This window comes from Cellulomonas sp. NPDC058312 (genome assembly GCF_042880135.1).
Lineage (GTDB): Bacteria > Actinomycetota > Actinomycetes > Actinomycetales > Cellulomonadaceae > Cellulomonas.
The window spans coordinates 1-15,156 of the sequence record NZ_JBHVZE010000008.1; the positions used below are offsets into that span (position 1 = coordinate 1).

Below are 15,156 nucleotides of genomic sequence, written 5' to 3' on the forward strand. Positions count from 1 at the left end.
GGCCGATGGAGGTCATGTCGCGGACCGCCGATCCCTTCGATTCGAGGTAGTTCTTCAGATCCGTCGCATCGAACTGGCCCACCTTCGTGTTGGGGTCCTTGAAGAACCACACGTCGCTGGCGACCTGGCGCAGCGCCTCCTGCTGATCGCTGGGAATCCAGCCCATGACGTACCGCTGCTTGAACGCCGAATAGAACTGGGCGACCAGCATCTCGAACGTCGTCTCGTCGATCCGGTCCTGGATCGTGATCAGCGGTTCGATGATCCCGTATTGCTCCTCGCCGTCGAGCAGCATCCGATCCTGGAACCGAACGATCGGGCACACCCCGACGTCGTGGTTGCGGCCCTCGATGTACTCGAAGTTGTCGACCCGCCAGTACAGCGGATCGCTCCACCCGAACTGCGACTTCGGCACCGACTTCGCGCCGATGAAGTGCACGGACTTCTCGTCGTAGAGCCGGATCATCGGACCCTTCACTTCGAGCGACATGATCGGCCAGTCATCGTCGACCGGCGTGTCGGTCCGCGGGTCCCACTCCATCGGCTCGCCATAGAGCGCGGTCATCTGCCGCGGCGAAGCGCCGCGGATGAATGCCGCCTCCGACTTCGAGTTGACCAGCGAGGGCAGCACGGTCGCGTACGAGACGCCGTACTGCAGTGCGCTGCGGTGCACACCAGTCTGACGGGCGTTGAGCTTGTTGAGCTTCCACCACTTCCACGGCCGCGCCGAGTCCTGGCTACCGAGCCCGGACAGGTAGTTGTCGACCTTCATCGACTGCGAGAACGTGTCGAGCACCAGTGGCAGGAAGTTGGTCTGCGACTTGAGCGCCAGACCGGCCAGCGGATGCTTCGACAGGTCACCGGTCAGGCCCTTGGCTTCGACCTTCGTCAGCGCGGTCTGCCGGGTCCACGGCGCCATCGCCGCCGCGATCCGATCCAACCGTTGCGACTCGTACGCCCGCGGTCCCTGCAGCAGGTGCCGAGCGGCTTCTACGGCCTGGGTCTTGTTCACTCAGACCTCGCTTTCTACAGGAAGAACGCCTCGTTGGGCTCCTTCTCCGGTGGTTGGTTGTTCAGCACCAGACGGCGGACCATGCGTGCGCCGATCATGCACACGCAGCCGTCGATCTTCTCGGCACTGTTCGGGGTCTTCTTCTCCACCGAGATGCCCCATCGGCCGTCCTTGCGGAGAGCGTTGGTGACGTGATCGGTCAGGTCCGCGTTGCCGTCGTGAGTGAACGCGGCGTCGTGGATCTCGGCCTCGACGAGTTCGGCGGCCATAGTGAACTCGTAGTCGCGGCTGCGCATGTCCCACGCAATCGGCTCCGGCGACTTCCCGGCAGGGACCGCGTGCACCGGGAGGAGATCCCGATACCGTTTCGGCCAGGTGACTTTCGTGAAGCCTTCCCACTCCTTGACGTCCGCGAAGAACGCGCGCACGTCGTAGTAGTCCATCGCCCAATCGACCTTGTCGTCGACTGCCTCGACGTCGATCGTCGGAACGGCATCCTCGTCCTCGTGGCTGTTACCTGGAGACCAGATTCCGATCGTGAACACGTGCCCGTCGTCGAGGCGGCATCCGATCAGCGCGGTGTCGTCTCGGGACTTCGATCCGTCGAAGAACATGACCACCGGGGTGTCCTGCTCGACGACGATGTCCGGGCGCGCCATGACGGCCCACTCCTGCGGGTCCGCCCAGGCGTTCGCTGGCGCGGTCGGCCAGTTGAGGTACTTGCGCTTGGAGTCGTCCGCCTTCGCCTTCGGCGAGTGGATACGCGTGACCATCGCGCCGATATCCGCCCACGGGCAGTCCGCGTAGACGAATTCGAGTGCGGTCCGCAGACTCTCGACGTCTTCGAGAATCGTGTTCGGAGGCGCGATCCGGGAGTCGAAGAGGATCTTCCGTTCGTTGCGGCTCTTGCCTTCCTCCTGCGCCACCCATGCTTCGAAGGTGTCCTCGATGACCGAGCCCTTGCCGGGCTTGGGTGCGTTCGCGGTCTCGAGCATCCGGTTGCCGGACTTGGTCAGGTTGTCGATCAGCGTCGCCGCCAGCTCCGGGCCGCCGTTGGCCGGCAGCCAATGCTCGGTTTCGTCGCCGACCACGAAGGTCGCTTCCGCGCCCTCAGCCGTCGCCGCAGACGACGTGATCACTTCGAGGGTGCCCTCGGGCAGCATGTTGTACTGCGACCGCCCAGGATCGAGCAGAAAGTCGCGGACAATCTTGCTTCCCTTGGGCGCCATCGCCCGCACCTGACGCATGGTGTTCGCGGTCTGCTTCTCCGACGTCGCCGCGATCTGCACCAGCGGCATGTCCACCCGCTTGCCGACGCAGCCACCGGGCAGGCTGGGATCGAAGTCCTTCAGCCGCACCGGTCCGCAGAACTCGATCAGCGCGAGCGCGGCCGCGAACGGCGACTTGCCCGAGCCCTTCGACAGACGCCGTGCGGCGTGGTAGAAGAGCCACTGACCGTCCTCGTCCAGCGAGTACCACCACAGGATGAACCGCGCTTGCTCCGTGGTGAACTTCCACGGCATTCCTGCGCGAATACCGTTGGGGTGCCTCAGATATTCAGCTGCGAATCGCAGTGCCTCCCACCCCAGGGTGAGTTTCGGAACCCCGGTAGGGAGTGTGATCAGTCGGTCGACGGCGGCGGGTAGCTTACCCGCCGAGCTCATCGAGGTAATCCCGCATCATCGTGACCGTCGCGTCGGTCTCCGGGTTACCAGTCGCCGTACGGGACAGTTCGACGCGCACGCGTCGCCGAGCGGCCTCGGTCGTAAGCAGATCGCCCATCATTGCCCAGATCTGCTGCACCATTCCCGCGCGGAGCGACGTTGCGTTGAGGTGCTGGGTCATCACGTGAGCACAGAGCCGGGCGGCCTGCCAATCCGAGGGCTCGAAAAACTTGGCCTGCCCTGATTGTTTGAGCGACCGATACCAGCCCTTGGCGATCGGGTGCCACTCGCGGTCTTCGGCGGGAGGCTTGACGACCTTCGCCCCGACGATCGTTACGACATCGGTCGCGCCGGTGTCCTTGTTGCGGCGACGCCGTTCACTGCTGCGCTTCGGGGGCGGTCCGGACATGGCGTCACCTCCTGGTCGAGTAGGGCGTCGACGACGCCGGACAGGTCCGCGAGAGTGCGGGGGCAGTGGCCGAACGGCCTGCGGGTCACCGTGATGTAGCGACCGCGGTCGTAGACCTCGATGGAACCGCCGTCCGGGCGCTTCAGCATTCGGCCGGCACCCACCGTCGCGATGCCCCACACGTGAAGCCCTGTACCGGACGGAGAGACCTCGATCCACGTTTCGGGTACCCGACGTAGGAATCGCGCCGCCCACGGCTCCAGCGAGCCGTCAGGGCGTACACAGTGGTCGATGTCGATGCAGGCGATGCCGTCACCGTTGAGGACGAAGCCGATGCCGTCTCCGGCTTTCCCAGCCTCGACGTCCGCGAGCGAGGACCAGGTGAGCGGGTTGGTGCTCGACGCGGCCCGCCCGACTGGCGTGATCGGCCGCTTGCCGTCGCGGCGAACCCACCGATCTTCGGTCACGAGTTCGGCCGGCAGCTTCGCTCGGTCGCGGTGCGCGGCCACCCGGCACCGGCCCGAGCAGAAACTCGCCGTCCTACCGCGCGCGCCATTTCGCACAATCCGGTCTCCACACCACTTGCAAGGCATACCTCAGTCTAGCCCACCTGTAACGAATTACCTAGTCTCACCTGCGGTTTCGATCCGCGGTCACGACGCGATGCGGTAGGCAGGTTGATGGTTCCAGGGGTCCGATTCACCCTCGATCCTGCCCGTTCGGCCGCCTCGGTGCGATCTGGGGCGCACCCATCCCGACCTGCGGGTTTTCCTCCTAACCCGTACAGGATCGGAGGCGGTATGCGTAGCGGGGCAGGGGATTTCGGCGCTTCGGGGGTACCCCCCACCCCTCCCGCTGGCTCACAGCAGGCCGGGGTGCTTGCGTTCGGGTAGGCGGCGGCGGGCGGCTCGCTGCTTGGCAAGCGTGCTGTTCTCGGCCCTGGTCTTCTCGTCGTGGCAGGGCACGCAGAGGGTGACGAGGTTGGCCAGGTCGTGAGTGCCACCGCGGTGCACGGGTATGCCGTGATCGGCATGCAGGTCGCCGTTCCCTTTGCCCTTGTATCCGCAACGGCGGCAGGTGAAGCGGTCGCGTTCGAAGCATGCGCGCTGCGCCGAGTACGGCACGTGTCTGGTGCTGCTGTTGCGTGGCCACGCCATCGGTTACCCCTTCGTGCTCTTGCTTCGCAACCAGGTGCGGGCAGTGCCGCCGGCCTCTTGCTGCGTGACGTGGATGTGAAGGTTCTCGATATGCACCGGGGTCGGGGCGGGCTGCCCGGCCTGGCTGTCGATAGCATCAGCGATGCGGCGCAGTACTCCGCCCGTGATGGTAGTAACGAGGGAAACGAACGGGTCCATATGCCTGACCTCCTCGGTCGAGGGGTCGGGACTGAGGTCGATCCTCCGCGAATCAGGAGCGACCCGTGATCACCAACGTGATCGGCCTCAGTCCCAAGCTCTATGTCGGATGTTCGGGGTGGCGCACACGACCGCATCATCGGGTGAGGGTCGTTGGCGCCCGCCCCCGGAAACACCGCGACCCGCCTGCTTTTGGGCATGGCGGGTCGACAGGTGAGACCTTAGCCTGTGGATAACTTCGATTGCAACTGCTCAGCGCGCGTCGGCGTGGTGCGTACAGGGAACGTGCCGCATCGGCACCGACCCCATGGATCGACAAAGTGGAAGTGCGTGGTGCACGGCGCGGGCAGAGCGGCCAGCGAGTAGACATCATGCCGCTCGAACTCGAACTGCTCCGACCAGCCGCTCACTCTGTTGGTCATGCGCCGATCCTTTCGTTGTTTGTTGCGGGAAGGAGCTGAGATGCGAGCCAGTCCCACTCGCGGCGCGGCCAGGCTGGCTGGTTGTCGACGCGGGTACCGCAGGAACTGGACGGCGGGTCGCACTCCAGCCCGTGGCAGACGACCATCGGTTCGACCGACTTCGCGTCGGGGAACTCGATCGTGAGGGTGCGCTCCCCGATCCAACCGCGGGCAGTGCGGCCCAAGCAGTAGGGGCAGACGGCGTTCATCACCTGGCCGGCGCGGACGTCGCCGAGCAGTCGGGCGGTGACGTCGACGAGCGGGGCGATCATGGCGGCGAGCCATGGTGCGGTCTTGTCGTCGGCGTCGTGCGCGTCCTCGGTGTAGCGGCGCAGGGTTCGCAGCCACGGCCGTGGGTCCTTCGACGCGGCCGACTCGGGAAGGTAATACCGCTCGAACCAGCGACGGGCGATCTCGACTCCGTCAGTGCGCCGGTACTCCCACGGTTCGCCGCGGTCGTAGGCGTCGTCGAGTGCGTTCGCCCCGAGGGCCAGGACCTCGACGATGCAGCGGGCCATCTCTTCGGATCGGGCGGCGTACTGCTGGAGAAGGTCCAGGACGCCGACACGGACCGGCGCCGGCCGCGGGATGCCCTGCTTGCCCATCCGTTCGAGGTCCGCTTCGGAGACGACGGCCTTGCGGGGCTCTTCAACCCAGGAGCGGTCCGTGCCAGGGATGCGATTGCCGACGACGTGCGGCCACGCCTCGATCAGGTAGTCGAGATCGCAAATGACTGCGCTGATCGAGATTCCGTCGACGGGGTTGGTGGTGGTCATGCGGTCACTCCTGTGTTCTGCGGTGCGACGTGGATCGGCGGGGTGGCCGCGGCAGCGGCGCGGCGGCGTTTGCGCATGCGGATATAGATGCTCTGGCCATGGGTGACGCGTGGGGTCCGTACGCCGCGTCGGTAGTCGGCGTGGGCCTTCTTCAGTTCCCCGTCTGTCCAGCCCTCCATCGGGTCGGCCGGCGTCATCCAAGCGAGGAGCTGACTCAGTGGCTTGCCGGGGTCGACCATGGCGGCGCAGGAGATGGCGAGGCCGATCAGGTGGTCGCGGTCCATGCGTCGGACGATCCGGGCGACGTCCTCGGGTCCACCTTCGCCGTGGACGATGCCGACGAGTTCGTATGCACTGGAGTCGATGCGGGCGATCTCGGAGTCAGTGAGTTCAGGCATCTGTTGCTCCTGTGGTGTGGGGATTGTGTGAGGAACGTGGTTTACGGCGTCGGCGTCCACGTGAGGATTTCCGAGACTGTGCAGGACGGGTATCTGAGGGTGGGGGTAGAGCTGGGCTCCCGTCCCGTCCCGACCCGTCCCGACCAGACCCGCCCCGACCGGTTCCGACAGGATCCGCAGTCTGCGCTCTTATCGGATCTTGCGGCGTCTTGTCAGGGTCCTGCCAGGACTGGTATTCGTGCTGGTCTTCCCCGGTGTTGGTGGCGGTCGCCGACACGTGGTCGGGTCGCTCTGAAGAGGCCGCGGTCACCGACATTTCGTCGGTTCGCTGGGCAGGAGTGTCAGAGCCGAGCGCGGTGCTGGTCTGATCGGGCGTGCCCGCGGTCCCCGACTGGTGGTCGGGTCGCTCTCCTGCGGTGGCCGAACTCGCCGCCGTGGCGGGGCTCTGGCCGGGCGTCTTCGTGGTGGCCGGCGGCTGGGTGCCGGGGGCCGGTGTTCCGGGGGCTACGACCTTGCGGGGTCGTGGCGGGACGCTGAGACCTTGGTCCTTGCGCCAGTTGTTCTCGGTGAGCCAGTCGATCGAGTGGCGGGAGAAGTACGGCTGCACGGGGACTCCGAGGAGCGTGGGGTGCTTCTCGGGGTGTGCGTTCTTGCCTTTGGAGGCGTTGCAGCTGCGGCAGCACACGACGTAGGTGTCGATCGTCGCGGCGTGGCCGGGCACGAGGTGGTCGTATGTGCCTGCGCGTCCGCCGGTCTTGGCGGACCAGTCGACGACGTTTCCACACCAGCGGCAGGCGTCACCGTCGCGGAGACGGACGGGGACGATCAGGGCGGGGTTGGAGTTGTCGGACTTGCGCTGCTTCTCCCAGTCGATCTCTTCCTTCAGCCGGAGGTGAAGGAAGTCGTGGTCGTCGTCGACGAGTTTGTATGCGGTGCGGCCGTCGACCTCGATCTCGGATATGTAGCCTGCGAAGATCGCGACGGCGATCATGACGTCGACACGGGACGGACCCGCCATCAGAACCGCTGTACCGCGGGTAACGACGTAGTCGGTTGTGTGTGCGCCTGCTTGCGCCGAGCATCGGCTGATGAAGCCGTGGACCTCGTTGACGAGCCTGTCGTCGCATTCTTCGTGTTCGAGAACCGACAGCACGATCGGATGGTTCGCGGACGTGTCGCCCCACCGCACCCACGGCACGTCAGCCACCTACCTGACGGCTGTGGAAGTTGAGAGCGGAGAGCATCATTCGTTTCGTCCTCACGGGGGTATCGGTTGGGCTGGGACAGGCGGTGGCGGTGGCGCCCGGGTGAGAGGCGGATGGCTGGTCATACGAACGGGGTCCGGGCGTCGGTGGACTTGTTTCGGTTGCGCCGGGTCCGGCCGGGGTTCTGCGCCCACATCGGCGGCGTCGTCGACGGTCGAGGCGGGTGCGGGCGGCCATCCTCACGAGGCCGGGGCGGCAGTTCGACGCCGAGCTGGTCCGCGACCTGCTTGATCGGCACGAGTGCCAGTTGCGCGGCGGAGACCAACTGCTCCACCGCCTTCTGGAAGGGCAACAGGCACGCGGACAGGTCCGGCCACTGCGGGGGAAACTGCTCCTCCGGTGGGAACTGCGGATTGTCCCAGCACTTCATTGCTTGGAAGTCGTTCTCATTCATGCGATCCCCAAAATCTCCGCCAGCTTCCGGCGGGCTGTTGATGACGACAGGTTGACAGTTGCTCGGACTCCGTGTCGGTCCCCCAGCTCGTATGCGTCGGCGGCGCAGTCGAGCAGCACTGGGCAGTCGGCGCAGAGAGCTTTCGCACGGTTCAGCTCCGGTACGTGGCGATGGCCGTCCGGAACGAACCACATCGCCTCACCGGTGCCGACGCAGTGCCGTTCGGGGTCCTCGAACCACCGGACCGGGTCTGGCTCATCACCGAAGTCGAACTGATCGTTCACGGCTGGTCATAGTCCTTGCTCTGCGTAGAAGTCGGAGAGCTTCACAGTCGACCAGTAGTGATCGAACTTCTCCCGGTTGCCGTCACTGATGCGCTCGAGTGGATCGCCGTAGCACTCGGCCTGCGCGACACCTTCGGTCACGGTGATGTGTGCGACGCCCGCACGGTACGAGCCATCGGCCTTCTCGCTGCCGGCGACCTTGATCCACGTGGACAGACCTGTAAGGCGTTCCGCGATCGTCGCGGCGGCCGCTACGCGTGGAAGTGAGCGGACGAGCCTCTTTCCAGCCTCGGTCCGATTATCCGGCTCCCAGAATCCGGACTTGCGGGTGAACTTCCAACCAGGAAAGACTGCGTCCGCGACCCGACGGGCGTAGGTGGTGTTGTCCCCATCCAACGGGAAGTAGCCGCACATCACCGCGCCACCGTCGTGCGAGTAGAAGGCGGCGAGCTGGCGTTCCTGGTGGTCCAGACGATGCTCGGCCGACCATGCCTCGCACCGCGACTTGAACGACTTCCAGTCAGCCTTTTGCTGGACGAGAGCGGCTACCAATTCGGGGTCCGTGCTTCGGTAGACGAATGCTGGCTTCATTGCACACTTCCGATCTCGTTGATGCGGTCCGCGAGCCACTGCGTGTAGGTGCGCGTGCTGCCGGGGACTCGACGGGTTGCGTAGCTCGTGTGGTCGCCGCGGAAGAGGTAGCCCTCGGCGTCATGCTGCGCCTGCCGGTATTGGGCGAACGTGTCGAAGAGTTTCATCCAATCGACCTTGACCTCTTGCCAACGCTTCGTTTTCAGTCGGTCGATCAGGTCCCCTCCCCACGCCGCCGGATCAGCGAGCGAGAACGCCGCTGACTGGTCGGCGATCGTGCGCAGCGGACTGTGGGGTGGACAGCACGTGATGACGTCGGTTGGGTCCGCGAGGTGCCACACGGGGAACTGGCGTGGAATGTAGCGTCGTCCAGCTATTCCCCAACCCTCTGCACCGGGATTGACGGTGCTGCTCAGCGAACGCAGCGGGTCGGAGACCAGGCCGACACCGCGGACGTCGAGGTCGGGGTGCTCACCGCGGCCGATCTCGGCGGCAACGTTGCCGGCCAGCGCTCCGCCGCCTGAGTAGCCCGCGAGGACTACGGGGTACGGGTCGTGGCGGATCATCTCGAGCAGCAGGTTCCTGCCGTCGTAGAGCGCCGCGTCGAACGCCGATCCCCACGGGTCCGGCACCGGGCCGTACGATGCCTGCCACGGCACTTCACGTGCCCGGAAACGCCAGGGGTCCAGGCGCCTGGTCATGTCGCTCAGCAGGTTCTCGCGCCTGCCTTCGCCGATACCGCGGCAGCAGAGAACGGTGATCATCATTCACCGTCCGCGAGGATCGCGAGGATGTCGGCCCGAATGCCGTTGAGGCTGGCGTTCTCCCCGTTGGCTCGATCGCGAATCTTGGCGAGCTTCACGCCCAGTCGAAGGATCTCCTGCTGGGCGAGGCCGATCATTTCCCAGACGGGTTCCGGCGGTCGTTCGGCTTCGTCCCAGCCCTCGATCTCGGCGACGCCCATGACGAGGATCAGGTTTTCGAGTTCTTCCCACGTGCGCGGGCGCTCGTATGTGTGACCGTTCGGTGTGGCGCGCGGCCAGTCGTGGCGGGTCTTCATTCGCTGCTGCCATCCTGCGATCGCGGCGAGGTCAGCTTGGTGGTTCGCGTGCGCTTTCAGAAGGGCTGGGCGGCAGGGCCACTCGGCGACAGGCATGCAGGTATCGCAGCGGGCCCCCGCCATCATGTCTGGTTTGTGTTCGGCGCTCATCAGCCGATCACCTCGACGAAGGGTCCGTAGCTGCTGACGGGTCGACCGGACCAGAGCTTCAGCTCTGCGTCCCCGTTGGGGTGGAGGGTGATGCCGCGTCGGTCACGGGTCCAGTAGCTCTCGGTCTTCATGCCTTCCGGTCGGAAACGGACACCGAAGGGGACCTGGCCGACGAACGCGTAGCGCGCCGGAGTCCGTCCACCGGGGTTGACGGCGGTGGCATCGGAGACCGTCCAGGACTGCTGGGTGAAGACGGCACGGAGTCGGTTCGCGGCGGCGTCGGGATGCTGGGCGCCGATGTTTGGGCCGGCGGCCCATGACAGGAACTCGCGGATGTCTTCGACGGTGTCGGCGTCGATGACCATTCCGCCGGCAGTAGCGAGGTGGCCGTTCTCGGCGAGGTTGTGAAGGATCGCCGACAATCCCGCGCGGCGAGGATCGTCGGGGTAGCCGTGGCCGGTGTGCGTGAAGATCCCCAGCAGCTTGTCGAGGTCGATCTCCTTCGCCTTGCGCTCCGCGGCTTGCGCGGCGGCCTTGTCCCACGCGTCAGCGAGTTTCTTGTTCCCGAAGACGCTGCGGCGGGCAACCTTTGCGGCCGTCTGCCATTCCTCGGGAGTGAATGTATCCGTCATGTCTACTACTCCGAATCGTCGTTGGGGTCTTGCTCGAATGAGGGGCAGGCGCAGGGGCAGTCGTAGGAGTCGAGGTCCTTGCATCGGCCGCGGCCGCGGGTGTGGCTCTTGCTGTGGTGGTTGCATGTGCAGTAGGTGTCATTCATCGCTGGATCTCGGCTCTCCCCAGCAACTCGTTTCGGTGTCTCCCCAGTGCCGGGCTTTGCCTGTCGGGTTGAGTGCGACGGCGGGGCGTTGAACGGCGACGAGGGCGAGGGTTGCGTGGACCTGGGCGCGGGCGATCAGCGCGGCCTCGTTGGTCGTCTCCGGTTCAGACGAAACGAACATCCAGGAGGCAGCCGACCCGTTCGGGAGGTCCTCGCGGGTCGGGGTCTTGCCATCCCAGCCATTGACGACGCGTTGCGGGTAGTCGACGGCGTCGAGGAGCTGCTCGGCGGCGCGGTAGTGCTCGTTCGCGTTCACAGTAGGTTTCCTGTCAGCGCGTCGTACCAGCGTTGAGCCCAGCGGGCGTCGCCCATGGCTGTGTGGCGTTCCTCTTCGGTGGGCGGTTCGACATCGCACCAACGGGACATCGCTTCCGATGACCACGGCAATTGCATCGCCGCGGTGTACCGGTCGACGAATCCGGTTCCCCGGTGTTCGCGAAGGTCGGGCGTGGCGTTGTGGAGGAAGATCTCTTCGGAGCGTCGCGCCTGCGCGAGCCATCCGACTGTCATCGTTTCGACGTCGATCAGGTGGTAATGCCAGGCAGGGGAAAGGTTGTGCCTGCGGAGCATCGCGGCGAGGCATTCGGTGTCGAAGTTCGGGACCAGGCCCACAATGTGGGCACCGCGGGTCCAAGCCTCCACGTACCCGGCTGCTGCGGGCTCATACACCGCGCGGAAGTCTTGTGGCCGTGCGACGTCGGGCATCACGTACTGGTGGTGTCGCTCATAGAAGCGGCCGATGTTGAGTCCGATCAGCTCTGCGGTGGAGAGGTCGACGTCCGAGATCTGGATTGTGATTGACCGGTCCTCTTGTCCGTGTTCGCGGCGGATCATGGCGATCTCCCACGGCCGGCGGTCTGCGTGCAGTCCGGTTGTTTCGGTGTCGAGGAAGACGATCGGAGGGTTAGGCATCGGCAGATCCATCCTTTTCCGGTTCGGTGTTGGGGTCGGGTAGGCGGCGGGTCCAGTCGCTGGCCCAGCCCTTGTTGAGGGCGTCGTCGACTTGGGCCGGGGAGACGGTTCCGAGGAATGAGTCGCCGCAGCGGACGAAGATCGAGCGCCAGCCGATGTTCGCTTCGAGGATCAGGGGCTGCTTGTAGGCGGCCGCGGCGTCCTTGAACCGGGTGAGGAGTGGACCGTTGACGGCCATCGCTTCCAGGATCGTGGGCGGGGCGTGGTGGGCCTTCGACAGCAGGCGGGCGACGTCGGGGAAGTTCTCCTCGAGGGGTTGGCGGGGAAGCTTCAAGGAACGGCCGTCGATCATTCCGGACGAGTCGGTGATCTTCACGTGGGTCTCGTCGGTCTCGATCCGCAGAAGGTATTCCGGTTCGTCGTCGGTCTCGGTGCCCGCTTTGAACAGGCTGAGGATCTTCGCTGCGTCGTCGGGGGTCAGATCCAGGACTTCGAGTTCCGCTTCGAGGTGGGTCATCACGGAGACGATCGCGAGACCGGTGGTGAATCGGTCTGTGGCCGTGAGGGTGACGTTCTCGGGTCCGATGTCGAGGCGGACGCGGGAGTACTCGGGCCACTTCGGGTTGCGTCCGGTGTGGACGATGACGGAGCGCATCGCGGCGCGGAAGTCTTTCGTGCCGACGAGAATCGATGCCACCTTAGTCACCTCCTTGTTCGTTGTCGTGGGAGTGGGATTTCGTACTGGCCTTCGACTTCCGCGTGGGTGGCGGGGCGGTCGACCCAGTGGTGAATCTGGGCTCGGCGCTCGGGCGGGAGGGAGTTCCACCAGTCGTCGGCGGCGCGGGCCGGGTCCACGGGTTACTCCTCGTCGCCGTCGTGGATCTCGATGCGGTGGAGCATGTCGAGTTCGACGTCGGACCACTCGTGTCCGAAGACGTTGCCGACTTCTGCTCGCCAGGTGTCTTGGTCGCGGCGGCTGTATCCGGTGGGGGTCCAGCCGTATGGGGTTGCGAGGAGCCGTTCGGCGGGTGCCTGTTCGATGAGGCGGAGCAGGATCGCGAGCTGTGGGAGGTTGAACTTCTGGGCGCGGTCTAGGATGGCGCGCTCGGTGTCGTCGGCGGTCTGGTCGGCGGGGTCGATGCCGAATAGTTCGGCGACGTAGTCGAGTTCGTCGCCGTCAACACCCACGAGGGCGAGGTCGATGGTCGCGCGCAGGCAGGCGGTGGCGATGTCGTGGTCGTTGTCACCGCCGTCGTGCAGGACCTTGGCGAGGTGGTCGCGGCGGACCTTGGCTGCGGTGGCCAGGTCGGCGGCGAGTTGGGTGGCGGCCTTCTCTGCATCCTCGTCGGTGTCGGCCGGCGGGGTGTCCGTCACGGGCTTCGGCTTGGACGGCTGTGCGGTGGGGGTGTCGTCGTCGGCGTCTTGCTCGGTGAGCAGTCGGCACCACTGCAGATCGTCCGGATTGCCGTGCCGGAACGTCGTAGCGACGTCCTGCGAACCGGCGGCGTCGTCGGGTCGGCTCGGCTCGTTCGACCAGTACAGGTTGACGCCCAGTGTGTGGGAGCGTTCGAGGCGGTACGCGGCAAGGTCCTTCGGCAGCGGCAGGACGCGGATGCTCTCGGCGATCAGTTCAGCAGTGACCTTGGCGATCTTCTGCAGGCGCTTGACGTCGTCCTTCGCCCACTGCACCTTGAAAGCCCAGTTGTGGGTGCCGATGTACTCGGCCAGGTGCTCGTAGATCAACGGGTACTTGGCGAACGACTGCAAAGTGAGGACCTCGTCGAGGGTGGCCTCGCGGGCGATCAGCTTCGACCGCAGGTGCTCGGGTGCGGCGGCGATCTTCGCGCGTTCCTTGACGAGTTTCTGTGTGCGGCCGGTGCTCTTGGAGATCTCGGCGGGCTTCACTCCGAGGTCGAGAAGGTCCTGGAATGCGTCGCCCTCTTCGACGACGTTCAGGTCGGAGCGTTGCAGGTTCTCAGAGAGCATGGCCTGGATCTGGGCGGCTTCGTCGCCGACGAGGTCCTCGCGGATGACGCAGGGAACCTCGGTGAGTCCGGCCTTCTTCGCGGCGGCCTGGCGGCGGTGGCCGGCGATCGCGATGTAGGTGTCCTTGAGTCCGCCGGGCATGACGACGAGGTCCTGGAGGACACCCTGCGCCTTGATCGAGGCGGTGAGTTCGCTGAGATCGCCGAGCTTGCGGCGGGGGTTCTTCGGGTGCGCGAGGATCGCAGTAACGCGGATCGTCTCTCGCTTGTGTGTCGTTGTGCCGGTCATGATCTGAAGGTCCGTCGCTTTCGTGGGAGGGAGTCACGGATGTGGGCAGGCATCGGGTTACGCGGTCGGTGCGCGTTGCAGGACTCGCGGTGCAGGGTCCACAGGGGTTCGCCGTTCGCGATCGCCGCGTGCAGGACCTCCCCCTTCAGGACCTCCGCGTACACGGTGGGCCTGCCGGGGGTGTCCTCCACGAAGCGTTTGCGGACGCAGCCGGTCGCGGTGTCCGTCGACGGGTCGAGCGGAATCCATGAGTCCTCACGGGCCATCGACTTCGCCCACACGATCGGCTGCCTGCATTCCCTGCACTGAGACATCAGCTGGACTGGGTCGCGATCGCTACAGCAGCGTGGGCAGCGAGGGCACCAGCGAGGGCGAGTGCGGTCCGCGGGGTGAGCGCGCCGGCGGTGGCGACCTGGATGCCGTTGGTGCCGTCGCAGAGTCGCACGGTCTGCACCGCGGCCAACTCGTCGTCCGAGCACCAAGGTTCAGCGAGGGTCGGCGGCATCCGAAGCACCGCGGCCTGCGGTCCGAGTTCGGTGCTCAGTGCGCGCATGCCGTCGTCATTCGCCGCCGTCATCAGTAGCCACGCTTTCCGAGGAACTCGTTTCCGTTCGCCCACGCCACCGACTTGCCGACCGAGGACGGCTTACCAGCGGTCGCGATGATCGGCCTGCGCAGATGATCGGGCAACCGGGTCAGGCAGTCGGCGCAGGAGAAGCGGTTCTTGCGCACCGCCTTTCCACAGTTACCGGGGCAGCGTCGTCGAGAAGTACTCACAGCAGTCCTGTCTGTTGGGGAACGATGGGATCGCACCTCGGGCATACTTCGGAGTCGGTACCGAGGGACATGAACTCCGCCGTGCACAGAGCACAGATGGCGAAGAGGTTGCTTCCGGAAAGGAGCGCCTGCGCGGCCTTCGCGGTTGCGCATTCGGGGCAGGGCTTCTCCTGCCACCGATGGGTACCGCAGTACCCGTCGACCAGAGGGTTGCCGTCGTTGTCGATCGTCACCGCTGCGACCCCTCGGACACGAGGTTCTTGAGTAGCGCCTGCCATTCCTCCGGACCGCAGAGCCGCACCACGTAGCCGTCGCTAATCTCACGCTCACGGTCGCGCTTCAACCGGGTGAACTTCTTGTGCGCTTCCTCGGCAGATCGGATCTCCGAAGCCAACCCACGGATTCCTTCGAACTCGCCCTGCGGGTTGAACATCACCCACGCAGAACGATTCCGGGCTTCCTCCACGGTCGGCTTATGGATGCTCATGTCACGAATGCCGTCGTACTTCGCGTCAACCTGAGCCTTGTACTCGGCG

General features: G+C 65.6%; 21 protein-coding genes. All 21 read right to left on the bottom strand.

Translation table 11 applies throughout. The features are described 5' to 3' along the window. Positions 1–1,012: phage portal protein (locus ACFVXN_RS18050; RefSeq protein WP_389235775.1), on the bottom strand; the 1,012-nt coding region annotated here is incomplete at its 3' end. A 14-nt stretch (positions 1,013–1,026) separates the two neighbouring features. Further along, complete coding sequence (locus tag ACFVXN_RS18055) at positions 1,027–2,535, bottom strand: hypothetical protein (RefSeq protein WP_389235778.1); 1,509 nt, start codon at positions 2,533–2,535, stop codon at positions 1,027–1,029. Between the two features lie 124 nt (positions 2,536–2,659). Then, positions 2,660–3,085, bottom strand: coding sequence for a hypothetical protein (locus ACFVXN_RS18060; protein WP_389235781.1), 426 nt, complete (start codon positions 3,083–3,085; stop codon positions 2,660–2,662). After that, complete coding sequence (locus ACFVXN_RS18065; RefSeq protein WP_389235784.1) at positions 3,010–3,594, bottom strand: hypothetical protein; 585 nt, start codon at positions 3,592–3,594, stop codon at positions 3,010–3,012. The genes ACFVXN_RS18060 and ACFVXN_RS18065 overlap by 76 nt, the downstream gene beginning before the upstream one ends. 351 nt (positions 3,595–3,945) lie before the next feature. Beyond that, positions 3,946–4,242: an HNH endonuclease gene (locus ACFVXN_RS18070; protein ID WP_389235786.1), complete on the bottom strand. Its 297-nt coding sequence runs from the start codon at positions 4,240–4,242 to the stop codon at positions 3,946–3,948. A gap of 616 nt (positions 4,243–4,858) precedes the next feature. After that, positions 4,859–5,677: a hypothetical protein gene (locus tag ACFVXN_RS18075; RefSeq protein WP_389235789.1), complete on the bottom strand. Its 819-nt coding sequence runs from the start codon at positions 5,675–5,677 to the stop codon at positions 4,859–4,861. After that, positions 5,674–6,075, bottom strand: coding sequence for a hypothetical protein (locus ACFVXN_RS18080; RefSeq protein WP_389235792.1), 402 nt, complete (start codon positions 6,073–6,075; stop codon positions 5,674–5,676). The genes ACFVXN_RS18075 and ACFVXN_RS18080 overlap by 4 nt, the downstream gene beginning before the upstream one ends. After that, positions 6,068–7,282: an HNH endonuclease gene (locus ACFVXN_RS18085; protein ID WP_389235795.1), complete on the bottom strand. Its 1,215-nt coding sequence runs from the start codon at positions 7,280–7,282 to the stop codon at positions 6,068–6,070. The genes ACFVXN_RS18080 and ACFVXN_RS18085 overlap by 8 nt, the downstream gene beginning before the upstream one ends. 119 nt (positions 7,283–7,401) lie before the next feature. Then, positions 7,402–7,734, bottom strand: a complete 333-nt coding sequence (locus ACFVXN_RS18090; protein WP_389235798.1) for a hypothetical protein — start codon at positions 7,732–7,734, stop codon at positions 7,402–7,404. Next, positions 7,731–8,018, bottom strand: coding sequence for a WhiB family transcriptional regulator (locus tag ACFVXN_RS18095; RefSeq protein ID WP_389235801.1), 288 nt, complete (start codon positions 8,016–8,018; stop codon positions 7,731–7,733). Before ACFVXN_RS18095 ends, ACFVXN_RS18090 begins: the two co-directional genes overlap by 4 nt. Before the next feature lie 6 nt (positions 8,019–8,024). Further along, positions 8,025–8,609, bottom strand: a complete 585-nt coding sequence (locus ACFVXN_RS18100; RefSeq protein ID WP_389235804.1) for a hypothetical protein — start codon at positions 8,607–8,609, stop codon at positions 8,025–8,027. Next, entirely contained in the window at positions 8,606–9,373 is a 768-nt protein-coding gene (locus tag ACFVXN_RS18105; RefSeq protein WP_389235807.1) for a hypothetical protein, read from the bottom strand. The genes ACFVXN_RS18100 and ACFVXN_RS18105 overlap by 4 nt, the downstream gene beginning before the upstream one ends. Further along, complete coding sequence (locus ACFVXN_RS18110; protein ID WP_389235810.1) at positions 9,373–9,819, bottom strand: hypothetical protein; 447 nt, start codon at positions 9,817–9,819, stop codon at positions 9,373–9,375. Before ACFVXN_RS18110 ends, ACFVXN_RS18105 begins: the two co-directional genes overlap by 1 nt. Beyond that, entirely contained in the window at positions 9,819–10,451 is a 633-nt protein-coding gene (locus ACFVXN_RS18115) for a hypothetical protein (RefSeq protein ID WP_389235813.1), read from the bottom strand. Before ACFVXN_RS18115 ends, ACFVXN_RS18110 begins: the two co-directional genes overlap by 1 nt. 138 nt (positions 10,452–10,589) lie before the next feature. Beyond that, positions 10,590–10,913: a hypothetical protein gene (locus ACFVXN_RS18120; protein WP_389235816.1), complete on the bottom strand. Its 324-nt coding sequence runs from the start codon at positions 10,911–10,913 to the stop codon at positions 10,590–10,592. Further along, on the bottom strand, positions 10,910–11,581 hold the full coding sequence (locus tag ACFVXN_RS18125; protein WP_389235819.1) for a hypothetical protein: 672 nt from the start codon (positions 11,579–11,581) through the stop codon (positions 10,910–10,912). The genes ACFVXN_RS18120 and ACFVXN_RS18125 overlap by 4 nt, the downstream gene beginning before the upstream one ends. After that, complete coding sequence (locus tag ACFVXN_RS18130) at positions 11,562–12,266, bottom strand: hypothetical protein (protein WP_389235822.1); 705 nt, start codon at positions 12,264–12,266, stop codon at positions 11,562–11,564. Before ACFVXN_RS18130 ends, ACFVXN_RS18125 begins: the two co-directional genes overlap by 20 nt. Positions 12,267–12,427: 161 nt before the next feature. Continuing rightward, complete coding sequence (locus tag ACFVXN_RS18135) at positions 12,428–13,843, bottom strand: ParB/RepB/Spo0J family partition protein (RefSeq protein WP_389235825.1); 1,416 nt, start codon at positions 13,841–13,843, stop codon at positions 12,428–12,430. A 313-nt stretch (positions 13,844–14,156) separates the two neighbouring features. Next, positions 14,157–14,396 carry a hypothetical protein gene (locus ACFVXN_RS18140; protein ID WP_389235828.1) on the bottom strand — a complete coding sequence of 80 codons (240 nt, stop codon included), beginning with the start codon at positions 14,394–14,396 and terminating at the stop codon, positions 14,157–14,159. A 23-nt stretch (positions 14,397–14,419) separates the two neighbouring features. Continuing rightward, positions 14,420–14,575 carry a hypothetical protein gene (locus tag ACFVXN_RS18145; protein ID WP_389235831.1) on the bottom strand — a complete coding sequence of 52 codons (156 nt, stop codon included), beginning with the start codon at positions 14,573–14,575 and terminating at the stop codon, positions 14,420–14,422. A gap of 274 nt (positions 14,576–14,849) precedes the next feature. After that, the coding region (locus ACFVXN_RS18150; RefSeq protein ID WP_389235834.1) for a hypothetical protein at positions 14,850–15,156 on the bottom strand (307 nt) is incomplete at its 5' end.